Source organism: Pseudoruegeria aquimaris, assembly GCF_900172235.1.
GTDB classification, from domain to species: domain Bacteria; phylum Pseudomonadota; class Alphaproteobacteria; order Rhodobacterales; family Rhodobacteraceae; genus Pseudoruegeria; species Pseudoruegeria aquimaris.
In genome coordinates this window covers 1-21000 of sequence record NZ_FWFQ01000003.1, presented here as the reverse complement: position 1 = coordinate 21000, position 21000 = coordinate 1, and the positions used below count along the sequence as shown (strand labels likewise).

Genomic DNA, 21000 nt, shown 5'->3' with positions numbered 1-21000 from the left:
CCCTAGCCCGGCACCATGCGGTAGGCTGCCCTGCGCCCTTCCGAGAGGAACCAGATGCTGCCGTCCGGCGCTTCGCGCACGTCGCGCACACGGCGGGTCTCGCCGCTTTCGATCCGCTCGGACTCGGTGAGGTCTTCACCGGAAAGCCTTGAGATATAATCGAATTTCAGAGATCCGATGAAGATGTGTCCGCGCCACTGCGGCCAGAGCCGGCCGGAATAGATCATCATTCCCGAGGGCGCCATCGAAGGATCCCAGTAATGGGCCGGCTGCTCCATCCCCGCGCGCGCGGTGCCCTCGCCGATCCTGCGGCCGGAGTAGTGCACCCCGTAGGAGATCACCGGCCAGCCGTAGTTCGCGCCCTTGCGGATGCGGTTCACCTCGTCACCGCCCTTGGCGCCATGTTCCACCGCCCAGAGGCCGCCGCGGGAGTCCAGCGCCATGCCCTGCGGGTTGCGGTGGCCGTAGCTCCAGATCTCCGCGCGCGCACCGGCCCGCCCCGCGAAAGGGTTTCCCGGCGCCGGGGCGCCGCCAGGCGTCAGGCGCAGGATCTTGCCGTGATGGGACCCCAGATCCTGGGCGCGCGCATCCTCGCCGCGATCGCCGATCGCGAGAAACAGCATGCCGTCGGGGGCCTCCACCACGCGGGAGCCGAAATGCCGTGTGCCGCTGCCCGCCTGCGCCATTTCGAACAGCGTCCGGACATCCTCCAGCGCGGCGCCGTCGGCCGAGAGCCGTGCCGCGCTCAGCGCCGTCCCGGTGCCGCCGCCGGCGAGCGGCTTGGACCACGTCAGCCACAGCCGCCGGCTGCGGGCGAAATCGCGGGCGGCGACGATGTCCATGTAGCCGCCCTGCCCCCGCGTCACGGCTTCCGGCACGCCTTTCAGGCGCTGCTTGCCGCCATCGGCGCGCACGTGCAGCACGCCGGTGTCGCGCTCGGTGATCAGGAGGCCCCCACCGGGCAGGAAGGCAAGGCCGAAGGGCGTCTGAAGCCCGCGCACCATCGGCTCGAAGCGGGGCGCGGCCTGGGCGCGGCGCGCCGAAAGCAGCATGGGGGCGGCCAGCGCGGATGTCAGGAACAGGCGGCGATCGATGGGCATGGGCTCTCCTTTTCGGTGAAACATAGGCAAACGGCGGCGCCCGGCCAGCATGGCTCACGGGGAATTGCGATTTGGCAAACGGGCGAAAGCGGCGTGCCACTTGCTGCGAAAAGGCGGCTTTTCTGCTCTTTTCATTCCCCGAACCCTTGCCTAATCTGCCGGCACAACGCGAATGGCAAACATTCGTCCAACTTGGGAGAACCACATGAAAAAGCTTCTTTTGGCCACCACGGCCGCTGGCCTCGTCGCCGCCGGTGCGGCCTCTGCCGAAGACGTGAAACTCGGCATCATCCTGGGCTTCACCGGCCCGATTGAATCCCTGACGCCCGCCATGGCCGCCGGCGCCGAACTGGCGATGGTCGAAGTGACCGAAAGCGGCAAGTTCATGGACGGCGGCAAGGTCGAGCCCGTGCGCGCGGACTCCACCTGCGTTGACGCCGGCGCCGCCACCGCCGCCGCCGAGCGCCTGATCACCTCCGACGGCGTGAAGGGCATCATGGGCGCCGACTGTTCCGGCGTGACCGGCGCCGTTCTGGCCAACGTGGCCGTGCCCAACGGCATCGTGATGATCTCGCCCTCCGCCACCTCCCCGGCCCTCTCGGACGCCGAGGACAACGGCCTGTTCTTCCGCACCGCGCCCTCTGACGCCCGCCAGGGCCAGGTGCTGGCCGAGGTGCTGAAGGAAAAAGGCATCATGAGCGTTGCGGTGACCTACACCAACAACGACTACGGCAAGGGCCTCGCCGACAGCTTCACCGCCGCGTTCGAAGCCGTGGGCGGCACCGTGACGGGCACCACCGCCCATGAGGACGGCAAGGCCGACTACTCCGCTGAAGTCGGCGCTCTGGCCTCTGCCGGTGGCGACGCTCTCGTGGTGGCGGGCTACGTCGATCAGGGCGGCCCCGGCGTGATCCGCGCCGCGCTCGATTCCGGCGCCTTCGACACCTTCGTGCTGCCCGACGGCATGATCGGCTCCGCACTGGAAGAGACCTTCGGCGACGAGATCGACGGCTCCATCGGCACCGTGCCGGGCACCGAATCCGAAGGTGCGGGCATCATGATGAAGCTGATCGAGGAAGCCGGCATCGAGAACGGCGACGGCCCCTACGTGGGCGAAAGCTACGATGCCGCTGCCCTGATCATGCTGGCCATGCAGGCCGCCGGCTCCACCGATGCCTCCGCCTACAAGGAGAAGATCATGGAGGTCGCCAACGCTCCGGGCGAGCAGATCTTCCCGGGTGAACTGGGCAAGGCGCTCGAAATCCTTGCCGGCGGCGGTGATATCGACTACGTGGGCGCCACGGCCGTTGAGCTGATCGGCAGCGGGGAAGCCGCCGGCGGCTACCGCGAGCTGGAAGTGAAGGGTGGCGAACTCACCACGGTGAAATACCGCTGATCCTGACGGACAATCGAACCGAAAGCAGCCCGGAGCCACTTCCGGGCTGTTTTCCATAGGGGCGCAAGAGGTGAAACCGCCCGTGCGCCGACGGGGGAAACGCAATGATCGTCGTTGAAGACGTTCACAAGCATTTCGGGGGCTTTCACGCCGTGGACGGCGCGTCCCTGACCATCGAAAAAGGCTCCATCACCGGGTTGATCGGCCCGAACGGTGCCGGAAAAACCACTCTTTTCAACGTGATCGCCGGGGTTCTTCAGCCTACGTCGGGCCGCGTCACCATGGACGGCGAGGACATTACGGGCCTGCCGCCGCATGTTCTGTTCCACAAGGGGCTGCTGCGCACCTTCCAGATCGCGCATGAGTTCTCCTCGATGACGTGCCGGGAAAACCTGATGATGGTGCCGGGCGGGCAATCGGGCGAGACGCTCTGGAACACCTGGTTCGGGCGCAAGCGCATCGCCGACGAGGAGCGCGCGCTGCGGGCCAAGGCCGACGAGGTTCTGGAGTTCCTCACCATCAGCCACATCGCCGATCTGAAGGCCGGGCAGGTCTCGGGCGGGCAGAAGAAGCTGCTGGAGCTGGGCCGCACGATGATGGTGGACGCAAAGATCGTGTTCCTGGACGAGGTGGGCGCCGGGGTGAACCGCACCCTGCTCTACACCATCGCCGATGCCATCAAGCGCCTCAACGAGGAGCGCGGCTACACCTTCGTGGTGATCGAGCACGACATGGATTTCATCGAACGGCTCTGCGATCCGGTGATCTGCATGGCCGAAGGCAAGGTGCTGGCCGAAGGCACGCTGGCCGAGATCAAGGCCAACGAGCAGGTGATCGAGGCCTATCTGGGCACCGGCCTGAAGAACAAACACAAGGTCGGCGCATGATGCGGGCGTGCATCGAGCGGCGCGCGCTTTCGCGCGCACGGAACACATGTGCCGGGGCGCTGCCCCGGACCCCGGGATATTTCAAGAACAAAGTTGGGAGGCATCATGGCTGAGCCTTTCCTGATCGGAGACAGCATGACGGGCGGCTACGGCAACGGGCCTGACATTCTGCACGATTGCACCATTGCCGTTGAAAAGGGCGAGATCGCGGTGATCGTCGGCCCCAACGGCGCAGGCAAATCCACTGCGATGAAGGCGGTGTTCGGCATGCTCAACCTGCGCTCCGGCGCGGTGCGGCTGGATGGCGAGGACATCACCGCCCTCACCCCGCAGGCCCGCGTGGCCAAGGGCATGGGCTTCGTGCCGCAGACGCAGAACATCTTCACCTCGATGACGGTGGAAGAGAACCTCGAGATGGGGGCCTTCATCCGCACCGACGATATCTCCGACACGATGGCGCAGGTCTATGACCTGTTTCCGATCCTGAAGGAGAAGCGCAACCAGCCGGCGGGCGAGCTTTCGGGCGGGCAGCGTCAGCAGGTGGCCGTGGGCCGGGCGCTGATGACCAAGCCCAAGGTGCTGATGCTGGACGAGCCGACGGCCGGGGTTTCGCCCATCGTGATGGATGAGCTGTTCGACCGGATCATCGAGGTGGCGCGCGCCGGGATCACCATCCTGATGGTGGAGCAGAACGCCCGCCAGGCGCTGGAGATCGCCGACAAGGGCTACGTGCTCGTGCAGGGCGCCAACCGTTTCACCGACACCGGCAAGGCGCTTCTGGCCGACCCGGAAGTCCGCCGTTCCTTCCTGGGGGGCTGAGATGGATTTTCTCAATGCAATCGTGGCCTTGGCCAACTTCGTCATCGTGCCGGCCGTGGCCTACGGCAGCCAGCTCGCCCTCGGCGCGCTCGGCGTGACGCTGATCTACGGCATCCTGCGCTTTTCCAACTTCGCCCATGGCGACACCATGGCCTTCGGCACGATGGTGACGATCCTCGTGACCTGGTGGATGCAATCGGTGGGCATCGGCTTCGGCGTGCTGCCCACGGCGCTTCTGGCCCTGCCCTTCGGCATCGCCGTCACCGCGCTGCTGCTGCTGGGCACCGATCGCGTCGTCTACCGCTTCTACCGCAGGCAGAAGGCGGCGCCGGTGATCCTTGTGATCGTGTCGATGGGCGTGATGTTCATCATGAACGGGCTTGTCCGCTTCATCATCGGCCCGAACGACCAGCGCTTCGCCGACGGCGCGCGCTTCATCATTTCGGCCCGTGATTTCAAGGAGATGACCGGCCTTCAGGAAGGGCTCGCGATCCGCACCAGCCAGGGCATCACCGTTGTGACGGCCGTCGTGGTGGTGGCGCTGCTGTTCTGGTTCCTCAACCACACGCGCACCGGCAAATCCATGCGCGCCTTCTCCGACAACGAGGATCTGGCGCTGCTTTCGGGCATCAACCCGGAGCGCGTGGTGGCGGTGACGTGGATCATCGTGGCCGCGCTGGCCACCATTGCCGGCGTGCTCTACGGGCTCGACAAGAGCTTCAAGCCTTTCACCTACTTCCAGCTGCTGCTGCCGATCTTCGCCTCCGCCATCGTCGGCGGGCTGGGCAACCCGCTCGGTGCGATCGCCGGCGGCTTCGTGATCGCCTTTTCGGAAGTCACGGTGACCTATGCCTTCAAGAAGGTGCTCGTCTACCTGCTACCCGAAAGCCTTGAGCCGGAGGGGCTCGTGCAGTTGATGAGCACGGACTACAAATTCGCCGTGAGCTTCGCGATCCTGATCATCGTGCTGCTGTTCAAGCCGACGGGGCTGTTCAAGGGGAAATCGGTATGAGCGAGATGATGAAGAACACGCTGCTCTTCGCGGCGGTGGCCGGGCTGATCGTACTGACCGGCTTCGTGCAGAGCTGGAACTCCGCCCTGCTGATCCTGAACATGGGGCTGATCAGCGCCATCATGGCGCTGGGGGTGAACCTGCAGTGGGGCTTCGCCGGGCTGTTCAACGTGGGTGTCATGGGCTTCGTGGCCCTTGGCGGGCTGGCCACCGTGCTGGTGGCGATGCCGCCGACGCAGGAGGCCTGGGCCGCGGGCGGCCTGCGCGTCATCGTGGCGCTGATCGCCGGCGCCGCGACGATCGCGGGCGCGGTTCTGACCTACAAGCGGATGCCCAAGGGGCGCAGCCGCACGGTGGCGCTTCTGGCGATCCTCGTGGGCGGATTCTTCCTGTATCGCTGGCTGTTCGACCCGGCGGTGGAAGCCATCGAAGGGGTGAACCCGGCGGCGACGGGTTACCTGGGCGGGCTCAACCTGCCGGTGCTGGTGGCCTGGCCGGTGGGCGGCCTGCTGGCCGCCGGCGCGGCCTGGCTGATCGGCAAGACGGCGCTCGGCCTGCGCTCGGACTACCTCGCCATCGCCACGCTGGGCATCGCCGAGATCATCATCGCGGTGATGAAGAACGAGGATTGGCTGGCGCGCGGCGTGAAGAACGTGATCGGCATTCCGCGCCCTGTTCCTTACGAGATCGACCTGCAGCAGGATCCGGGCTTCGTGGAAAGCGCTTCAGGGCTCGGGCTTGATCCCGTCATCGCCTCGACGCTCTACGTCAAGCTGCTCTACGCCGGCCTCTTCGCGGTGGTGCTCGTGGTGCTGCTCGTCATGGCGCAGCTGGCGCTGAAAAGCCCCTGGGGCCGGATGATGCGCGCGATCCGCGACAATGAAGTGGCCGCCGAAGCCATGGGCAAGGACGTCACCAAGCGCCACCTGCAGATCTTCATCCTCGGCTCCGCCATCTGCGGTATCGCCGGCGCGATGATGACGACGCTGGACGGCCAGCTGACCCCCGGCACCTACCAGCCGCTGCGCTTCACCTTCCTGATCTGGGTGATGGTGATCGTGGGCGGCTCCGGCAACAACTTCGGCGCGGTGCTGGGCGGCTTCCTGATCTGGTTCCTCTGGGTGCAGGTTGAGCCCGTGGGCATCTGGCTGATGCAGGTGATCACCTCGGGCATGGCGGAAGACAGCGCCCTGCGCGCCCATCTGCTGGACAGCACGGCCCACATGCGGCTGCTGACGATGGGTGTGATCCTGCTGCTGGTGCTGCGGTTCAGCCCGCGCGGGTTGATCCCCGAGCGGTAGGAAGCTTGCTGGTGAGATAGAAAGGCCCGCGCTGGAAACGGCGCGGGCTTTTTTCTGCGCAAAGACGGGAGGGGCGTGCCCGGCCTCGGGAGGAAGCGAAGCGCCCTCCCTGGGGGGAGGTCGGGCGCGGCCCGGCGGGGCCGGGCCTGGCCAAGCCATTTCGCGCAAGCCTCGGCACCAAAACGACACATGATGTCGCCTTCCGGCTCCCCTGCCCCCATGGCCTGCGGCACTCTGCTGCCAAGGATCGCCAGCAGACAGGGGCCACGCATCATGAAATCCCACGCCAAGGTTGTCGTCATCGGGGGCGGCGTCGTCGGCTGCTCCGTGCTTTACCACCTCACGAAATTCGGCTGGACGGACGTCGTCCTGCTGGAGCGCAGCGAGCTGACCTCGGGCTCCACCTGGCACGCGGCGGGCGGGATGCACACGATCAACGGCGATCCCAACGTGGCCAAGCTGCAGAAATACACCGTCGATCTCTACAAGGAGATCGAGGAGGCCTCGGGCCAGAACATCGGCCTGCACATGACCGGCGGCGTCATGCTGGCGGCCACGCCCGAGCGCTTCGACTGGCTCAAGAGCATCATGGCCAAGGGGCGCTACCTCGGGCTTGACGCCGAGCTGATCACGCCCTCGGAAGCCCAGGAGCTGTTTCCGCTGATGGACGCCAGCCAGTTCGTCGGCGCGCTCTATGACGAGGTGGAGGGCCATCTGGACCCGTCCGGCACCACCTACGCCTACGCGAAATCCGCCCGCAAGAACGGCGCCGAGATCTACACCCACACCAAGGTCGAGGATCTGGTGCAGCGCCCGGACGGACACTGGCGCGTGATCACCGACAAGGGCGAGGTGATCGCCGAGCACGTGGTGAACGCAGGTGGCCTCTGGGCGCGGGAAGTGGGCCGCATGGTGGGGCTGGAACTGCCGGTGCTGGCGATGGAGCACATGTATCTGCTCACCGACGACATGCCCGAAGTCATCGAATTCAACGAGGCAACCGGCAAGGAGATGCTTCACGCGGTGGATTTCGACGGCGAGCTTTACCTCCGGCAGGAGCGCAAGGGCATGCTCATGGGCACCTACGAGAAGGCCTGCCGGCCGTGGTCGCCCAAGCAGACGCCCTGGGATTTCGGCCATGAGCTTCTGGAGCCGGACATCGACAGGATCGCCCCTTCGCTGGAAGTGGGATTCGCGCATTTCCCCGCCTTCGCCAATGCCGGGATCAAGCAGATCATCAACGGCCCCTTCACCTTCGCGCCCGACGGCAACCCGCTCGTGGGGCCGATCCGGGGGATGCGCGGCTTCTGGTCGGCCTGCGGGGTGATGGCGGGCTTTTCGCAGGGCGGCGGCGTCGGGCTGGCGCTTGCGAACTGGATGATCCACGGCGATCCGGGCTTCGACGTCTTCGCGATGGACGTGGCCCGCTTCGGCGATTTCGCCACCCTCGCCTACACCAACGCCAAGGTGCAGGAGAACTATTCGCGCCGCTTCTCGATCCGCTACCCCAACGAGGAGCTGCCCGCCGCGCGCCCCCTGCGCACCACGCCGATCTACGATCTGCTGAAGGCCGAAGGCGCGCAATTCGGGGCCTCCCACGGGCTGGAGCAGCCGCTGTGGTTCGCGCCCGAGGGCGTGCGCGATGCGTTCTCCTGGCGCCGCTCCACCGATTTCGACCACGTAGCTACGGAAGCGCAGGCCGTGCGCGACAGTCTCGGCATGATGGAGATCTCGGGCTTTGCGAAATACACGGTTACGGGGGAAGGTGCCGCAGGCTGGCTCGATCGCCTGCTGGCCTGCCGCATTCCGGCCGAAGGCCGCATGGTTCTTGCGCCGATGCTGAAGGAAGATGGCCGCCTGATCGGGGATTTCACCCTCGCCAACCTGGGCGGCGGTGCGTTCTTCATCGCGGGCTCCGGCGTGGCCGAGGATTACCACATGCGCTGGTTCCAGCAGCACCTGCCCGAAGATGGCTCGGTGCAGATCACCGCGCACGGCCCGCGCCTCGTGGGGCTCTCCATCGCCGGGCCGAACGCCCGCGCCTGCCTGCAAAAGCTCACCGACCACAATCTTGATGGCGAGGCATTCCGTTTCATGGACATCGCCCGCATGGACATCGGCATGGCCCCGGCACTCGTGGGGCGCGTCAGCTTCACCGGTGATCTGGGCTATGAAATCTGGATGGAGCCCCATGACCAGCGCTACATCTACGAGGCCCTGCGCGAAGCCGGCGCGGAATTCGGCCTGAAGCTCTTCGGCCTGCGCGCGCTCAACGCGCTGCGGCTTGAGAAGAATTTCGGCGGCTGGGCACGGGAATACCGCCCGATCTATTCGCCCTGGGAAGCCGAGCTGGGCCGCTTCGTGGCACTTGCCAAGGAGGCCGATTTCATCGGCAAGGAGGCGGCCAAGGCCCTCAAGGAAGACGGCGGGAAGATGCGCCTGCGCAGCTTCGTGGTGGAGGCGACGGATGCCGACGTGATCGGGGACGAGCCGATCTATCACGGCGGCAAGGTGGTGGGCTGGGTCACCTCCGGCGGCTATGCCCATCCTTCGAAAGCCTCGGTGGCGATGGGCTACGTGCCGCGCGAGATCGCGGAGGAAAGCGAGGGCTGGGCGGTCGAGATCCTGGGCGACGTGCGCCCCGCCCGCCTGCAACGCCACCCGCTCTTCGATGCCAACGGCGCGGCGATGCGGGGCTAGCGGCGTGGGCGCAAGCCTGCTTATCTGGCGGAATGGACATCATCACCTTCTTTCCCGCCGCCGGGGCCTCGTCGCGGATGCGCGGAGCCGACAAGCTGGCCCGACGGATCGACGGCGTGCCGCTGCTGCGGCGGCAGGTGGGCCGCGCGCGCGAAGCGGGCGGCCCCGTCTGGGTCAGCCTGCCCGCTGCCGATCACCCGCGCGCGGCGCTGCTTGACGGGCTCGATGTGCGGGTGCTGATCGTCGAGGATGCGCGGGAAGGCATGGCGGCCTCGCTGCGCGCGCTGGCCCGCAGCGCACCGGAGGGCGCCCGCGCCATGATCGCCCTGCCCGACATGCCCGACATCGAAACCGGAGATTTCGCCGCCCTGCGCGCGGCCTCGGAGGCCGCCCCCGAGGCGATCATCCGCGCCACATCCGATGCGGGCGCGCCGGGCCACCCGGTGGTGCTGCCCGCCGATCTTGTGCCGCGGTTGGCGGATCTCACCGGCGATGGCGGTGCACGCAGCCTTCTGAAAGCCGAAGCTGCCCGCGTCCGCCCGCTGCCGCTTGCGGGCGACAGGGCGCTGGTCGATCTGGACACCCCGGAGGCCTGGGCGTCGTGGCTGGCGGGCCGGCCGGGCGCGCGCCCGGCGTAGCAAACGGAAAGGCCGGCGCTGGGGAGCCGCCGGCCTTCAACGCGCCGTTTTTCCGTGAGTGGCAGGTTGGCGCGTGCCTGAAATCAGATCCGTTACCCGTTCACTAGTTCAACAGCATCTTCGCTTCCGTCTCCTGCAGCGTCTTGCGGGCGGACTGGTAGGCGACCATGCCTTCATGGGTCTGAAGCTCGGGGAAAAGCTCGAAGATTTCGTTACGCTGGGCATTGCCCATGCCCTTGAGCGAATGATCGCCGGGCTGGAAGCTCTCCGTCCAGCTGCCGTTGGAGAGCACCACTTCGTGGTGGTCGAACATGAAGTGGATGTAGGCCGTGCCGGCGCTCTCCACCTGCAGGATCGTCTTGTTGTTGACGAGGTGCTTGGCGGCCACCAGCACTTCGCGCTCATCGAAGTAAAGCGCCGTCTTGTCGTTGGAGACGAGCACCCGGTGGTTGGGCGAGAGATACATGTCCTTCTCGGGCAGCCCGTTGCCGAGCGCGCCGGCCTTCACGAGGATCGGCTGCAGATAGGGGCTCGCCGCCAGATCCTGCCAGGTGAGCGGACGCCCCCCGATCCAGCGGATTTCCTGGATGCCGTTGTCGCGGGTGATCACCTTGTCCCCCGCCTTCAGCGTTTCAACCGCACGCTCTCCGCGCGGGGTTGCGATCATGGTTCCGGGCGTAAAACACACCGTGACGCTTTCCGATTTCTTGGTATCCATCGTCGCTTTCACCTTTCCCCGGGGATCGCGGTACTGCACCACCGCTTCCCCGTCACCATCCTTACTCATCACCACGCCGCCCCTCTGACCGGGCGCCGGTTCACCGCGGGCGGCGGCCTCGAAGGCCCGGGCCTCGTCCATGCCAACCAGCAACTCGCGCTTGCGCCCTTCAGGAGCGCGTTTGGGCGAGGCCGGCTGGCTGTAACGCACATCGGCCACCTGCGCCCCGCGCGACAGCGCGATCTCGAGCCGCGTGACGCCCTCGGCATGCAGCGCGATGCAACTGCTGGCGCCCTGCGCATCGCCGGCCACGTTCACCCTCCGCAGCATCTCCCCCGAGCCCGAGAAAAGCCGGATCTCCGTGCCGGGCAGGCAGACGTTGACGAGGCACACTTCCTCCACGCGGGCGGCGCGCCCGAAGGACATGATGTGAATTTCTTCTTCTCCGAGCGCGTGGAGCGCGGCGCCATCTTCGGCCATGCGACCTCGATCTATTTCCTGCACCCGATTGCCGGGCGCAACTTTCCAATTGCCGTCCACCGGGGCGAACGGGGCTCACTCGAACTGCGCTCAAACTTTCTGGGTTTTCACCGTGTCATCCGCCGCAATAGCAACACATGACCGGCGTTTTGATTATGGTCCTAGCCGCCCCGGATTTCATGAAAGGGCAGCTCCCCGTTCAGCCCCTGCACGGCTGGATGGGAAAGGGATCGCCCCGGAACGAAACGGTGCCGGCATGGGTGCCCCCCAGTGGGCATCTTCTTTTTACCCGCCAAACTGCGGGCAAAAAGGAAAAAAGTGACGTAAATGCGGCGCAAACATGGCTTGAAATCACAAGAAACACGGCGAACGGGACCGGCAAGGCGCCTCGATCCGCCTCTTTGTTTCCGTTTTCCAAACACCCGACATCCACCTTCGGGTTAACATTTCCTAAGCTTTTTCACCCTGACGGGGCCGCTGTGGCGGCGCGCTGGCGTTTCCATTCCGGAACCAGTGGCTTTTCGGTAATGCCATGCCGATTTCCACTTCCCGCCCCATTTCCGCCTCATTTCAAATTGCCCAATTCGTGAACAAACCCGGAAAACTTTTAGGTATTTTTTCCATTTCCGCGCTGCCGGCTTCGAATCGCGCCGCACGCGCGGCGGGATCGCAGGCCAGGCCATGCGCCCACCTGCACCCAGCCCTTGCCGTCATCCGATCTGATCGAAGAGGTGGTACCCGAGGTCGGACTCGAACCGACAAGGCCGTGAGGCCGGGGGATTTTGAATCCCCTGTGTCTACCATTCCACCACTCGGGCGCTCCAGGCGCAGGGATAGCCCCGGCCAATTGCTCCGTCCAGCCCAAAATTGCCCACGCCTATCCCTTTGCGCTGCCTTGACGTTGCAGCAGATTGGTGGTGGATGAACCCACCCCTTCCGCCCCTTCAGCCCGAGAGCAGGAACAGATGATCAGGCGCCTTTACGATTGGACGATTTCGCTGGCCGAGAGCCGCTATGCGCTCTGGGCGCTGGCGATCGTGGCCTTCGTGGAGAGCTCCGTCTTTCCGATCCCGCCGGACGTGCTGATGATCCCGATGATCCTCGCCCGCCCCAGCCGGGCCTGGCTGATCGCCGGCATCGCCATGATCTCCAGCGTGCTCGGCGGGCTCTTCGGCTATTTCATCGGCGCCTACCTGTGGGACAGCGTCGGCCAGCCGGTGCTCGCCTTCTACGGCAAGGACGTGCTGTTTGACTCCTTCGCCGAGCGCTACAACGCCTACGGCCCCTGGGCCGTGCTCGTGGCCGGGGTGACGCCCTTCCCCTTCAAGGTCATCACCATCCTGTCCGGCGCGACCGGGCTTTCCCTGCCCGTGTTCGCCATCGCAAGCCTCATCGCGCGCGGTCTGCGCTTCTACATCGTGGCCGCGCTTCTCTGGAAATTCGGCCCCCCCATCCGGGAGTTCATCGAGCGCCGCCTCGGCCTCGTCTTCACCCTCGCGGTGATCCTGCTGATCGGGGGCTTCTACCTGGTGAAATACCTATGACCCGCAAAACGCTCGGCCTGATCGCCGCCGCCGGCTCCGCTGCCCTGCTGATCGGCGCCTTCGGCTTCCAGTTCATGGGCTACGCGCCCTGCAAGATGTGCCTCTGGCAGCGCTGGCCCCATGCCGCCGCCATCCTGTTCGGCGCCGCGCTGCTGGCCTTCGGCCAGAGGGTCTGGACGCTGCTGGGCGCGCTCGCCGCCTTCACCACCGGCGCCATCGGCGTCTTCCATGCGGGCGTGGAGCAAGGCTGGTGGGAAGGCCCGGCCTCCTGCACGGGCAGCGGCGGCGGGCTTTCGGGCCTGTCGGGGGCAGACCTGCTCTCCACCGCCGGAACGGCCGACATCGTGATGTGCGACGAGATCGCCTGGGCGCTCTTCGGCATCAGCATGGCGGGCTGGAACGCGCTGTTCTCCTTCGCGCTCTGCGCGCTCTGGATCGCCGCCTTCCGGGCGCCGGAAAGCCGCTAGCGGATCTTCGCCGATTTCCGGGTGGCCAGCAGCAGGTTGGTCTCGCTCGTGACGACGCCGTCGAAGCGGCGGATCTGGGAGAGCACCGCGTCCAGCGCCTCCAGCGACGGCGTGCCGAGTTCCAGCACCAGATCCCATTTCCCGTTGGTCGTATGGATCGCCTGCACGGCGGGCATTCCGTTGAGCTGGCGCACGATCCTGTCGGCCCCGCGCCCCTCGATGCCCAGCATCATCAACCCCCGCACCGGGTGATCGGCCACATCTTCCTTCAGCACCACCGTGAAGCCGAGGATCTCGCCGCTGGCGGCAAGCCGTTCCATGCGCGCGCGCACCGTGGTGCGCGACAGGCCGAGCTTCTGGGCCAGCTCCGAAAGCGAGGCCCGCGCATCCCGGCGCAAGGCGGAAATCAGCTCCAGATCCACTTTGTCCAAAACGATCACCCTCCCCGACATTTTGACCATTTGCCTTCCGGTCTAAGCATTTTGATGGCTGGAATCCACCCCGTTTCGGGCGCAGTTCTGGGAAAACAACCGGAATCACTGCACATGACACCGAAGACCTGCATTCTCATCGGCGCCCCGGTCGACAGCGGAAAACGCCGCAAGGGCTGCCTCATGGGCCCCGACGCCTACCGCACCGCCGGGCTGGCCGAGGCGCTCACCGATCTGGGCCACGGGTTGATCGACCGCGGCAATCTCGCTCCCGCCCAGGTCGAGGTGCCTGCCCCGTCAAACCCGGCCGTGCACGAGCTCGCGCGCACCGTGGGCTGGACGAAAACCCTGATGGCCGCCGCCACCGAGGCCATGGGCGAAGGTTTCCCGATTTTCCTGGGTGGCGATCACAGCCTCTCGCTCGGAAGCGTGGCCGGGGTCGCGGCCCATGCCAAGGCCGTCGGCCGGCCGCTGTTCGTGCTCTGGCTGGATGCGCACACCGACTACCACACCCCCGACACCACCGATTCCGGCAACCTGCACGGCACGCCCTTGGGCTACGTGACCGGCCGCGAGGGGTTTTCGGCCTTCCCGCCCCTGCCCGCCATCGTGCCGGGGGAAAACATCTGCCTCATGGGCATCCGCTCGGTGGACCGCGCCGAGAACGAAGCCCTGCAGGGCAGCGGCATGACGGTCCACGACATGCGCGACATCGACGAGAACGGCATCGCCCGCCCGCTCGCGGCCTTCCTCGAGCGCGTGCGCGCGGCCAACGGCCTGCTGCACGTCTCGCTGGACGTCGATTTCCTCGATCCTTCGGTCGCGCCCGCCGTGGGCACGACGGTGCCGGGCGGCGCCACGGTGCGCGAGGCGCATCTCGTGATGGAGCACCTCCACGATTCCGGCCTCGTGTGCTCGCTGGACCTGGTGGAGCTGAACCCCTTCCTCGACGAGCGCGGCCGCACCGCGAAGCTCATGGTCGATCTCGCCGCCTCGCTCATGGGGCGCCGGGTCTTCGACCGTCCGACGCGGAGCTTCTGATGTCGGTGCAGGCACCCAGGGCCGTCGTGATGATCCGGCCCGGCCGCTTCCGGTCCAACCCCGAAACGGCCGGCGACAACGCCTTCCAGACCTTCGCCTCGGCGCCGCCGCAGGACGTGGCCGCACGGGCGGCGCGGGAGTTCGACGACGCGGTGGCCCGGCTGCGCGCGGAAGGGATCACCGTGCACGTCTTCCGCGACGATACCGACCAGACCCCGGATTCGGTGTTTCCGAACAACTGGTTCTCCACCCATGCCGGCGGCCACGTGGCGATCTACCCTATGTTCGCCCCGAACCGGCGCCGCGAACGCCGCTGGGACGTCATCGAGATGCTGAAGGCCCGCTACCGGGTACAGGACGTGATCGATTTCTCGGGGCTGGAACAGGATGGGCTGGCGCTGGAAGGCACCGGCGCCATGGTGCTCGATCACGTCGGGCGCGTGGCCTATGCCGCCCGCTCCAACCGGGCCGACCCGGTAATCCTCGAACGCTTCTGCACGCAGTTCAACTACGAGCCCATGGCCTTCCACGCCGCCGACAGCCGGGGGTGCGCCGTCTACCACACCAACGTGATGATGGCGGTGGGCAGCCGCGTGGCCCTCGTGGGCCTCGAGCTGATCACCGATCCCGCCCGGCGTGAGGACGTGCGCGCCCGGCTACAGGAAACCGGCCGCGAAGTGATCGCGCTCAGCGAGGCCCAGGTCCGCGCCTTCGCCGGCAACGCGATCGAACTGGAAGGCGCGGCCGGCCCGGTGCTGGCCATGTCCGCGCGCGCCGTGGCCTCGCTCACCCCCGCCCAGACGGCCAGGATCGAGGCCCACGCCCGCATCCTGCCCCTGGACATCCCCACGATCGAAACCGCCGGTGGCTCCGTGCGCTGCATGATCGCCGGCATCCACCTCTCACCCCGCGTGACACATTCAGACAGGACAGCCGCATGACCAAGCCGTCTTCCATCGCCCCCTCGCCCCTCGCCTACGTGCCCTTCGTCAGCGTCGACAACATGATGAAGCTTGTGCATCACGTCGGCATCGAGCGCTTCCTGCGCGAACTGGCCGATTACGTGGAGGCCGATTTCCGCCGCTGGGAACTCTTCGACAAGACGCCGCGCGTCGCCTCCCATTCCGCCGAGGGCGTGATCGAACTCATGCCCACCTCAGACGGCGAGGTCTACGGATTCAAATACGTCAACGGCCACCCCAAGAACACCAAGGAGGGCCTTCAGACCGTCACCGCCTTCGGGCTGCTCGCCGACGTGGGCACCGGCTACCCGGTGCTGCTGTCGGAAATGACGATCCTCACCGCCCTGCGCACCGCCGCCACCTCGGCCATGGCCGCCCGCCACCTGGCCCCGAGGGGCGCGAAGACCATGGCGATGATCGGCAATGGTGCCCAGTCGGAATTTCAGACCCTGGCGATGAAGGCGATCATCGGCCTCGAACACGTGCGCCTCTACGACATCGACCCCGCCGCCACCGCGAAATGCGCCGCCAACCTGCGCGGGCTCGGCATTTCCGTCACCAGCTGCGCTTCGCCCGAAGAGGCGATGGAGGGGGCGGAGATCATCACCACCTGCACCGCCGACAAGCAGAACGCCACCATCCTGACCGACAACATGGTCGGCGCCGGCGTGCACATCAACGCCATCGGCGGCGACTGCCCCGGCAAGACGGAACTGCACAGGGACATCCTCACCCGCGCCGACGTTTTCGTGGAATATCCGCCGCAGACCCGCATCGAGGGCGAGATCCAGCAGATGCCGGAGGATTTCGAGGTCACCGAGCTGTGGCAGGTCATCACGGGCGCCCGGCCCGGCCGGCGTTCGGAGAGTCAGATCACGCTCTTTGACAGCGTGGGCTTCGCGATCGAGGATTTCTCCGCGCTGCGCTACGTGCGCGACCGGCTCGAAGGCACCGCGCTGTTCGAGCAACTGGACATGCTCGCGGACCCGGACGATCCGCGCGATCTCTTCGGGATGCTGCAACGCGCCCGCCCGGAGGCGGCGGCCTGAGGTTGCGGCGCACGCACTGGCTTGAGAAGGCGGCAGGAGCCGTCGACCGACCCGGCACTTCTCCGCCGAAGGTTTGCACGCCTCCGGTGCGGGGCGCCGGACCGGACGGGCGCCGTTGCCCCCGGCCTCGCGACCACCAAACGCGGGGGCGCTGCCCCCGCACCCCCGAGGTATTTCACGCGAGAGGAAGCGGCGTTCAGTGGACGGTGAACTCCCCCGTCACGTTGCGCCACTCGCCCGGCGAGATCAGCTTGCGGTGAGTGAAGCGCACCGAATGCAGCGGGCCGTCGATCTCTTCCTGCCAGAATTCGATGAACTTGAAGAGCTCCGGGTAATCGGGCGCGAGATCGTATTTCTGCCAGATGAAGCTGTTCAGCACGTGGGGGTGATCGGGCATGTGATAGAACATCTCGGCCGTCGTCAGCCCGTAGCCTTTGAGCATCAGGGCGGTCTCGGATTTTTCCATGGCTGTCCTTTCCTTTTCGGTTTCCATGGATCGAGTTTGCCACAGAACTCTGAACAGGCAATGAAAACAATTTGTTAGCAGCCGTGAGCCGGGAGTGCCACGCGCATTTCACATCCGCCATTGCACCCCATATCCCGCACCGTATATACTGCGCGCAACTAAATCTGGTATAACAAGAACAGAGCGGTGCCTTAAGTGAACGACACCCCGCAACCCCCCGAAAACGAGAAAGAAAACGCGCCTCAGCGGCCCTCCTACGATGGCCCTGTCGTCTCGATCACCGACGAGATGCGTTCTTCCTATCTCGATTATGCAATGAGCGTGATCGTGAGCCGCGCGATCCCCGATCTGCGCGACGGGCTCAAGCCCGTGCACCGGCGCATCCTCTACGCCATGCACGAGACCGGCAACACCCATGACAAGCCCTACCGCAAGTCCGCCCGCCCGGTGGGTGACGTGATGGGTAAATACCACCCCCACGGCGACAGCGCGATCTATGACGCGCTGGTGCGGATGGCGCAGGATTTCTCCATGTCGCTGCCGCTTCTGGACGGCCAGGGCAACTTCGGCTCGATGGACGGCGACAACCCGGCGGCCATGCGTTACACCGAGGTGCGGATGGACAAGCCGGCGGCGGCGCTGCTGGCCGACATCGAGAAAGAGACGGTCGACTTCCAGGACAACTACGACGGCAAGGACCAGGAGCCGACGGTTCTGCCGGCGCGCTATCCGAACATGCTGGTGAACGGGGCCGGCGGCATCGCCGTGGGCATGGCCACCAACATTCCGCCGCACAACCTCGGCGAGGTGGTGGACGCCACTCTGGCGCTGATCGAGGATCCGGATCTGACCAGCGAGCAGCTGATGGATTACGTGCCCGGCCCCGATTTCCCCACCGGGGGCATCATGCTGGGCCGCTCCGGCGCGCGCAAAGCCTACCTTGAGGGGCGCGGCTCGGTGATCATGCGCGCCAAGACGCGTGTGGAAGAAATCCGCAAGGACCGTTACGCCATCGTCGTGGACGAGATCCCCTACCAGGTGAACAAGGCCACGATGATCGAGAAGATCGCCGAGATGGTGCGCGACAAGAAGCTGGAGGGCATCGCCCACATCCAGGACGAATCCGACCGCGTGGGCGTGCGCGTGGTGATCGAGCTGAAACGCGACGCCACCCCCGAGGTGGTGCTCAACCAGCTATTCCGCTTCACCCCGATGCAGACCTCCTTCGGCTGCAACATGCTGGCGCTCAACGGCGGCCGCCCCGAGCAGCTGACCCTGCGCGGCTTCCTCACCGCCTTCGTGGCCTTCCGCGAGGAAGTGGTGGCCCGGCGCACGGCCTTCGATCTGCGCAAGGCGCGGGAGCGCAGCCACATCCTCTGCGGCCTCGCCGTGGCGGTCTCCAACGTGGATGAAGTGGTGGCCACGATCCGCGCCTCCGCCGATCCGGCCGAGGCCCGCGAGAAGCTGATGACGCGCCGCTGGCCGGCGCAGGACATCGCCGAATACATCCAGCTGATCGACGATCCGACCCACACGATGAACGAGGACGGCACCTACAACCTCTCCGAGGCCCAGGCCCGCGCGATCCTCGATCTGCGCCTGCAGCGCCTCACGGCGATGGGGGTGAAGGAAGTCACCGACGAGCTGCAGGAGCTGGCCGCGAAGATCCGCGAATACCTCGAGATCCTGCGCTCGCGCGACCGGATCATGGGCATCATCGCCGACGAGCTGCGCGAGGTGAAGGCCCAGTTCGCCGTGCCGCGGCGCACCGAGATCGTCGACTGGTCCGGCGACATGGACGACGAGGATCTCATCGAGCAGGAGGACATGGTCGTCACCGTGACCTCCGGCGGCTACATCAAGCGCACGCCGCTGGCGGATTTCCGCGCCCAGCGGCGGGGCGGCAAGGGGCTTTCGGGCATGGCCACCAAGGAAGAGGACGTGGTGACCACGCTCTTCGTGGCCAACACCCACACCCAGCTTCTGTTCTTCACCACCGACGGGATGGTCTACAAGCTCAAGACGTGGCGCCTGCCCCAGGGCGGGCGCACCGCGAAGGGCAAGGCGATCGTCAACATCCTGCCGATCCCGCCCGGAGTCTCGGTCGCGGCGATCATGCCGGTGGACGTGGACGAGAAGGACTGGGGCGATCTGCAGATCGTCTTCGCCACCTCCGCGGGCACCGTGCGCCGCAACCGGCTTTCGGATTTCACCAACGTGAAATCCAACGGCAAGATCGCCATGAAGTTCGAGGACGAGAACGCCGGGATGCGGCTGATCAACGCGCGCATCTGCTCCAACGACGATGACGTGATGCTCGTCACCCGCAAGGGCCGCGCGATCCGCTTCCCCACCACCGACGTGCGCGTGTTCAACTCCCGCGCCTCCGTGGGGGTGCGCGGCATCCGGCTGGCCGAGGACGACGAGGTGGTGTCGATGTCGGTGATCCGCCATTTCGAGGCCACCTCCGAAGAGCGTGCCGCCTACCTGAAGATGCGCCGCGCCGTCGCCGGGCTGCCCGACGACGGGGAGAGCGACGACGAGGAGGCCGTCGCGGTCAGCGGCGAGCTTTCGCAGGAGCGCTACGCCGAGATGTCGGCGGCGGAAGACCTGATCCTCACCATCACCGAACGCGGCATGGGCAAGATCTCTTCCTCCCACGACTACCCGGTGCGCGGGCGTGGCGGCCAGGGCGTCGCGGCGATGGACAAGGGGCTGCGCGGCGGCCCGCTCGTCGCCTGCTTCCCGGTCGAGGAAAGCGATCAGATCATGCTCGTCACCTCGGCGGGGCAAGCGATCCGCTGCCCGGTTGACGGCATTTCCTTCCGCTCGCGCAGCGCCGGCGGGGTGAAAGTCTTCGACACGGCGAAGGGCGAGCGAGTCGTTTCGGTGGCCTGGATCGCCGACCAGGGCGAGGATGGCACCGAGGCACCGGCCACGGAAAGCTAGGGCCCTGACAATATGAAATAAATCTTCCCGGTTCGGCGCGAGGCGGTGAACCGGGGAAATGCCCTTGTTTTACGGGCGCAAAGCTCCTTCTTGCCACGCGAACAATTTCAATTCGGCCAAAATTGTCTTGATAAGGCACGGGCTTCAGCGAATTTTGCCCTTCTTTCAGCCACATTCGACTCTCATAGAATGGGTGAGCCAGAGGGTATCTCTGGCCCTGTTTGTTGAGTGGGGAACGGTATGTCGGCTCCTGTGGAAAAGAGATTTCAGATGGATGAGGCGGGGCATCAGGCGGTGCGCCTGATCATCGCATCCTACTTCATCGCCATCGCGGTGGGGGTGCTTCCTTCCGAGAACGGGCGCGCCCTGATGACGACGGTTCTGCCCGAGCAATACGCGGTGGCCGCGGTCTCGGGCTTCGTGTTCTTCACCGCTTTCCTCATCCTCGTGGGCCGACAGATGCGCCTTGCCGCGCTCCTGCTGGCCAACTACGTGTTCTGGTCCAGCCTCGTGGCCAATTTCGTGGCCGCCGGGCAGATCAACATCGTGGAGTTCTGGCGCGACCTCGTGATGGTGGCCGCGCTGATGCTCACCTACACCGGCCCCGCCCTGCCGCGCCGCCGCCTGCTGCGCTTCGGCCGCCGGGTGACGCCGCGCCGGATCGTGCCCAGCCGCTCGGAGCAGCGCCGGATTTCCGCAGATGCCCTGCGTGAACAGATCCGCGCCGAGGCCAAGCAGGATCTCCCGACGCCCATCGCCATCGTGGGCACGCACCAGCCCGGCACCAACGGCAAGGCGCGCAACGGCAAGGACGAGCGCAACCTCTTCGCCGACATTTTCGACGCCCGCTAGGTCGTGGACTCATAATGTCTGATCCAGAGCCTTGAGCAAGCGAGGTGAAGTGCGGCGAGGAAGTTTGCTGCGGTTTTGAAGTATCGCGTTGCGATGCCGCGGAAGTGTTTGAGACGATTGAAGAACCGTTCGACCTTGTTGCGTTCGCGGTAGAGGTCTCGGTCGACGGTCCTGACCACGCGGACGTT

At 66.1% G+C, this 21000-nt stretch carries 20 protein-coding genes and 1 tRNA gene; 15 read left to right on the top strand and 6 right to left on the bottom strand.

The genetic code is table 11. The features are described from left to right. Nucleotides 1–2 precede the first annotated feature (2 nt). On the bottom strand, nt 3–1100 hold the full coding sequence (locus PSA7680_RS02905; RefSeq protein ID WP_085867164.1) for a PQQ-dependent sugar dehydrogenase: 1098 nt from the start codon (nt 1098–1100) through the stop codon (nt 3–5). A 205-nt stretch (nt 1101–1305) separates the two neighbouring features. Between PSA7680_RS02905 and PSA7680_RS02900 the strand changes: the two genes are divergently transcribed. The 7 genes from PSA7680_RS02900 (at nt 1306) to PSA7680_RS02870 (ending at nt 9853) form a co-directional block, all read left to right on the top strand. Beyond that, nucleotides 1306–2496 (top strand): ABC transporter substrate-binding protein, encoded by a 1191-nt coding sequence (locus PSA7680_RS02900; protein WP_085867163.1) that lies wholly within the window; start codon nt 1306–1308, stop codon nt 2494–2496. Nucleotides 2497–2600: 104 nt separating this feature from the next. Continuing rightward, a complete protein-coding gene (locus tag PSA7680_RS02895; protein ID WP_085867162.1) occupies nt 2601–3383 on the top strand; it encodes an ABC transporter ATP-binding protein in 783 nt (260 codons plus the stop codon). A gap of 105 nt (nt 3384–3488) precedes the next feature. After that, a complete protein-coding gene (locus tag PSA7680_RS02890) occupies nt 3489–4202 on the top strand; it encodes an ABC transporter ATP-binding protein (RefSeq protein WP_085867161.1) in 714 nt (237 codons plus the stop codon). Nucleotide 4203: 1 nt separating this feature from the next. After that, on the top strand, nt 4204–5214 hold the full coding sequence (locus PSA7680_RS02885) for a branched-chain amino acid ABC transporter permease (protein ID WP_085867160.1): 1011 nt from the start codon (nt 4204–4206) through the stop codon (nt 5212–5214). After that, nucleotides 5211–6515 (top strand): branched-chain amino acid ABC transporter permease, encoded by a 1305-nt coding sequence (locus PSA7680_RS02880; RefSeq protein ID WP_085867159.1) that lies wholly within the window; start codon nt 5211–5213, stop codon nt 6513–6515. The genes PSA7680_RS02885 and PSA7680_RS02880 overlap by 4 nt, the downstream gene beginning before the upstream one ends. Nucleotides 6516–6788: 273 nt before the next feature. After that, entirely contained in the window at nt 6789–9215 is a 2427-nt protein-coding gene (locus PSA7680_RS02875) for a GcvT family protein (RefSeq protein WP_085867158.1), read from the top strand. A gap of 32 nt (nt 9216–9247) precedes the next feature. Beyond that, the gene (locus PSA7680_RS02870; protein WP_085867157.1) at nt 9248–9853 is read left to right on the top strand and encodes a nucleotidyltransferase family protein; all 606 of its coding nucleotides are present in this window, start codon (nt 9248–9250) and stop codon (nt 9851–9853) included. Nucleotides 9854–9956: 103 nt separating this feature from the next. On the opposite strand, the gene PSA7680_RS19150 is transcribed toward PSA7680_RS02870, so the two are convergent. Further along, the gene (locus PSA7680_RS19150) at nt 9957–10997 is read right to left on the bottom strand and encodes a Hint domain-containing protein (RefSeq protein ID WP_370738523.1); all 1041 of its coding nucleotides are present in this window, start codon (nt 10995–10997) and stop codon (nt 9957–9959) included. 3 nt (nt 10998–11000) lie between these two features. Between PSA7680_RS19150 and PSA7680_RS18680 the strand changes: the two genes are divergently transcribed. Beyond that, nucleotides 11001–11192, top strand: a complete 192-nt coding sequence (locus PSA7680_RS18680; protein ID WP_176244067.1) for a hypothetical protein — start codon at nt 11001–11003, stop codon at nt 11190–11192. A 591-nt stretch (nt 11193–11783) separates the two neighbouring features. On the opposite strand, the gene PSA7680_RS02860 is transcribed toward PSA7680_RS18680, so the two are convergent. Next, a tRNA-Leu gene (locus tag PSA7680_RS02860) sits at nt 11784–11869 on the bottom strand. A gap of 147 nt (nt 11870–12016) precedes the next feature. Here PSA7680_RS02860 and PSA7680_RS02855 point away from each other — a divergent pair. Together PSA7680_RS02855 and PSA7680_RS02850 are read left to right on the top strand one after the other, a co-directional pair. Continuing rightward, on the top strand, nt 12017–12595 hold the full coding sequence (locus PSA7680_RS02855) for a YqaA family protein (protein ID WP_085867156.1): 579 nt from the start codon (nt 12017–12019) through the stop codon (nt 12593–12595). Beyond that, nucleotides 12592–13062, top strand: a complete 471-nt coding sequence (locus PSA7680_RS02850) for a disulfide bond formation protein B (protein ID WP_085867155.1) — start codon at nt 12592–12594, stop codon at nt 13060–13062. Before PSA7680_RS02855 ends, PSA7680_RS02850 begins: the two co-directional genes overlap by 4 nt. Here PSA7680_RS02850 and PSA7680_RS02845 read toward each other — a convergent pair. Further along, nucleotides 13059–13493, bottom strand: coding sequence for an Lrp/AsnC family transcriptional regulator (locus PSA7680_RS02845; protein WP_085867341.1), 435 nt, complete (start codon nt 13491–13493; stop codon nt 13059–13061). The genes PSA7680_RS02850 and PSA7680_RS02845 overlap by 4 nt on opposite strands. A 114-nt stretch (nt 13494–13607) precedes the next feature. Here PSA7680_RS02845 and rocF point away from each other — a divergent pair, with 114 nt between their 5' ends. Genes rocF through ocd form a run of 3 tightly spaced genes read left to right on the top strand, consistent with a single transcriptional unit; the run spans nt 13608 to nt 16545 of the window. After that, nucleotides 13608–14534, top strand: a complete 927-nt coding sequence (rocF, locus tag PSA7680_RS02840; RefSeq protein ID WP_176244068.1) for an arginase — start codon at nt 13608–13610, stop codon at nt 14532–14534. Next, the gene (gene ctlX / locus PSA7680_RS02835; RefSeq protein ID WP_085867339.1) at nt 14531–15475 is read left to right on the top strand and encodes a citrulline utilization hydrolase CtlX; all 945 of its coding nucleotides are present in this window, start codon (nt 14531–14533) and stop codon (nt 15473–15475) included. Before rocF ends, ctlX begins: the two co-directional genes overlap by 4 nt. Further along, the gene (gene ocd / locus PSA7680_RS02830) at nt 15472–16545 is read left to right on the top strand and encodes an ornithine cyclodeaminase (protein ID WP_085867154.1); all 1074 of its coding nucleotides are present in this window, start codon (nt 15472–15474) and stop codon (nt 16543–16545) included. The genes ctlX and ocd overlap by 4 nt, the downstream gene beginning before the upstream one ends. Nucleotides 16546–16741: 196 nt before the next feature. On the opposite strand, the gene PSA7680_RS02825 is transcribed toward ocd, so the two are convergent. Beyond that, complete coding sequence (locus PSA7680_RS02825) at nt 16742–17011, bottom strand: usg protein (protein WP_085867153.1); 270 nt, start codon at nt 17009–17011, stop codon at nt 16742–16744. A 195-nt stretch (nt 17012–17206) separates the two neighbouring features. Here PSA7680_RS02825 and gyrA point away from each other — a divergent pair, with 195 nt between their 5' ends. Next, nucleotides 17207–19960: a DNA gyrase subunit A gene (gene gyrA, locus PSA7680_RS02820; protein ID WP_085867152.1), complete on the top strand. Its 2754-nt coding sequence runs from the start codon at nt 17207–17209 to the stop codon at nt 19958–19960. Between the two features lie 270 nt (nt 19961–20230). Next, nucleotides 20231–20812 carry a hypothetical protein gene (locus PSA7680_RS02815; protein ID WP_085867151.1) on the top strand — a complete coding sequence of 194 codons (582 nt, stop codon included), beginning with the start codon at nt 20231–20233 and terminating at the stop codon, nt 20810–20812. Here the strand turns inward: PSA7680_RS02815 and PSA7680_RS02810 are convergent. After that, a partial coding sequence (locus PSA7680_RS02810) for a transposase (protein WP_217808310.1) occupies nt 20809–21000 on the bottom strand: 192 nt, incomplete at its 5' end. The two genes, PSA7680_RS02815 and PSA7680_RS02810, sit on opposite strands and share 4 nt — an antisense overlap.

Excerpts from the sequence above, each read along its gene's own strand:
- PSA7680_RS02905 (WP_085867164.1), bottom strand. The coding sequence starts at position 1,100 with ATGCCCATCGATCGCCGCCTGTTCCTGACATCCGCGCTGGCCGCCCCC.
- PSA7680_RS02900 (WP_085867163.1), top strand. The coding sequence starts at position 1,306 with ATGAAAAAGCTTCTTTTGGCCACCACGGCCGCTGGCCTCGTCGCCGCC.
- PSA7680_RS02895 (WP_085867162.1), top strand. The coding sequence starts at position 2,601 with ATGATCGTCGTTGAAGACGTTCACAAGCATTTCGGGGGCTTTCACGCC.
- PSA7680_RS02890 (WP_085867161.1), top strand. The coding sequence starts at position 3,489 with ATGGCTGAGCCTTTCCTGATCGGAGACAGCATGACGGGCGGCTACGGC.
- PSA7680_RS02885 (WP_085867160.1), top strand. The coding sequence starts at position 4,204 with ATGGATTTTCTCAATGCAATCGTGGCCTTGGCCAACTTCGTCATCGTG.
- PSA7680_RS02880 (WP_085867159.1), top strand. The coding sequence starts at position 5,211 with ATGAGCGAGATGATGAAGAACACGCTGCTCTTCGCGGCGGTGGCCGGG.
- PSA7680_RS02875 (WP_085867158.1), top strand. The coding sequence starts at position 6,789 with ATGAAATCCCACGCCAAGGTTGTCGTCATCGGGGGCGGCGTCGTCGGC.
- PSA7680_RS02870 (WP_085867157.1), top strand. The coding sequence starts at position 9,248 with ATGGACATCATCACCTTCTTTCCCGCCGCCGGGGCCTCGTCGCGGATG.
- PSA7680_RS19150 (WP_370738523.1), bottom strand. The coding sequence starts at position 10,997 with ATGTCCTTCGGGCGCGCCGCCCGCGTGGAGGAAGTGTGCCTCGTCAAC.
- PSA7680_RS02855 (WP_085867156.1), top strand. The coding sequence starts at position 12,017 with ATGATCAGGCGCCTTTACGATTGGACGATTTCGCTGGCCGAGAGCCGC.
- PSA7680_RS02850 (WP_085867155.1), top strand. The coding sequence starts at position 12,592 with ATGACCCGCAAAACGCTCGGCCTGATCGCCGCCGCCGGCTCCGCTGCC.
- rocF (WP_176244068.1), top strand. The coding sequence starts at position 13,608 with ATGACACCGAAGACCTGCATTCTCATCGGCGCCCCGGTCGACAGCGGA.
- ocd (WP_085867154.1), top strand. The coding sequence starts at position 15,472 with ATGACCAAGCCGTCTTCCATCGCCCCCTCGCCCCTCGCCTACGTGCCC.
- PSA7680_RS02825 (WP_085867153.1), bottom strand. The coding sequence starts at position 17,011 with ATGGAAAAATCCGAGACCGCCCTGATGCTCAAAGGCTACGGGCTGACG.
- PSA7680_RS02815 (WP_085867151.1), top strand. The coding sequence starts at position 20,231 with ATGGATGAGGCGGGGCATCAGGCGGTGCGCCTGATCATCGCATCCTAC.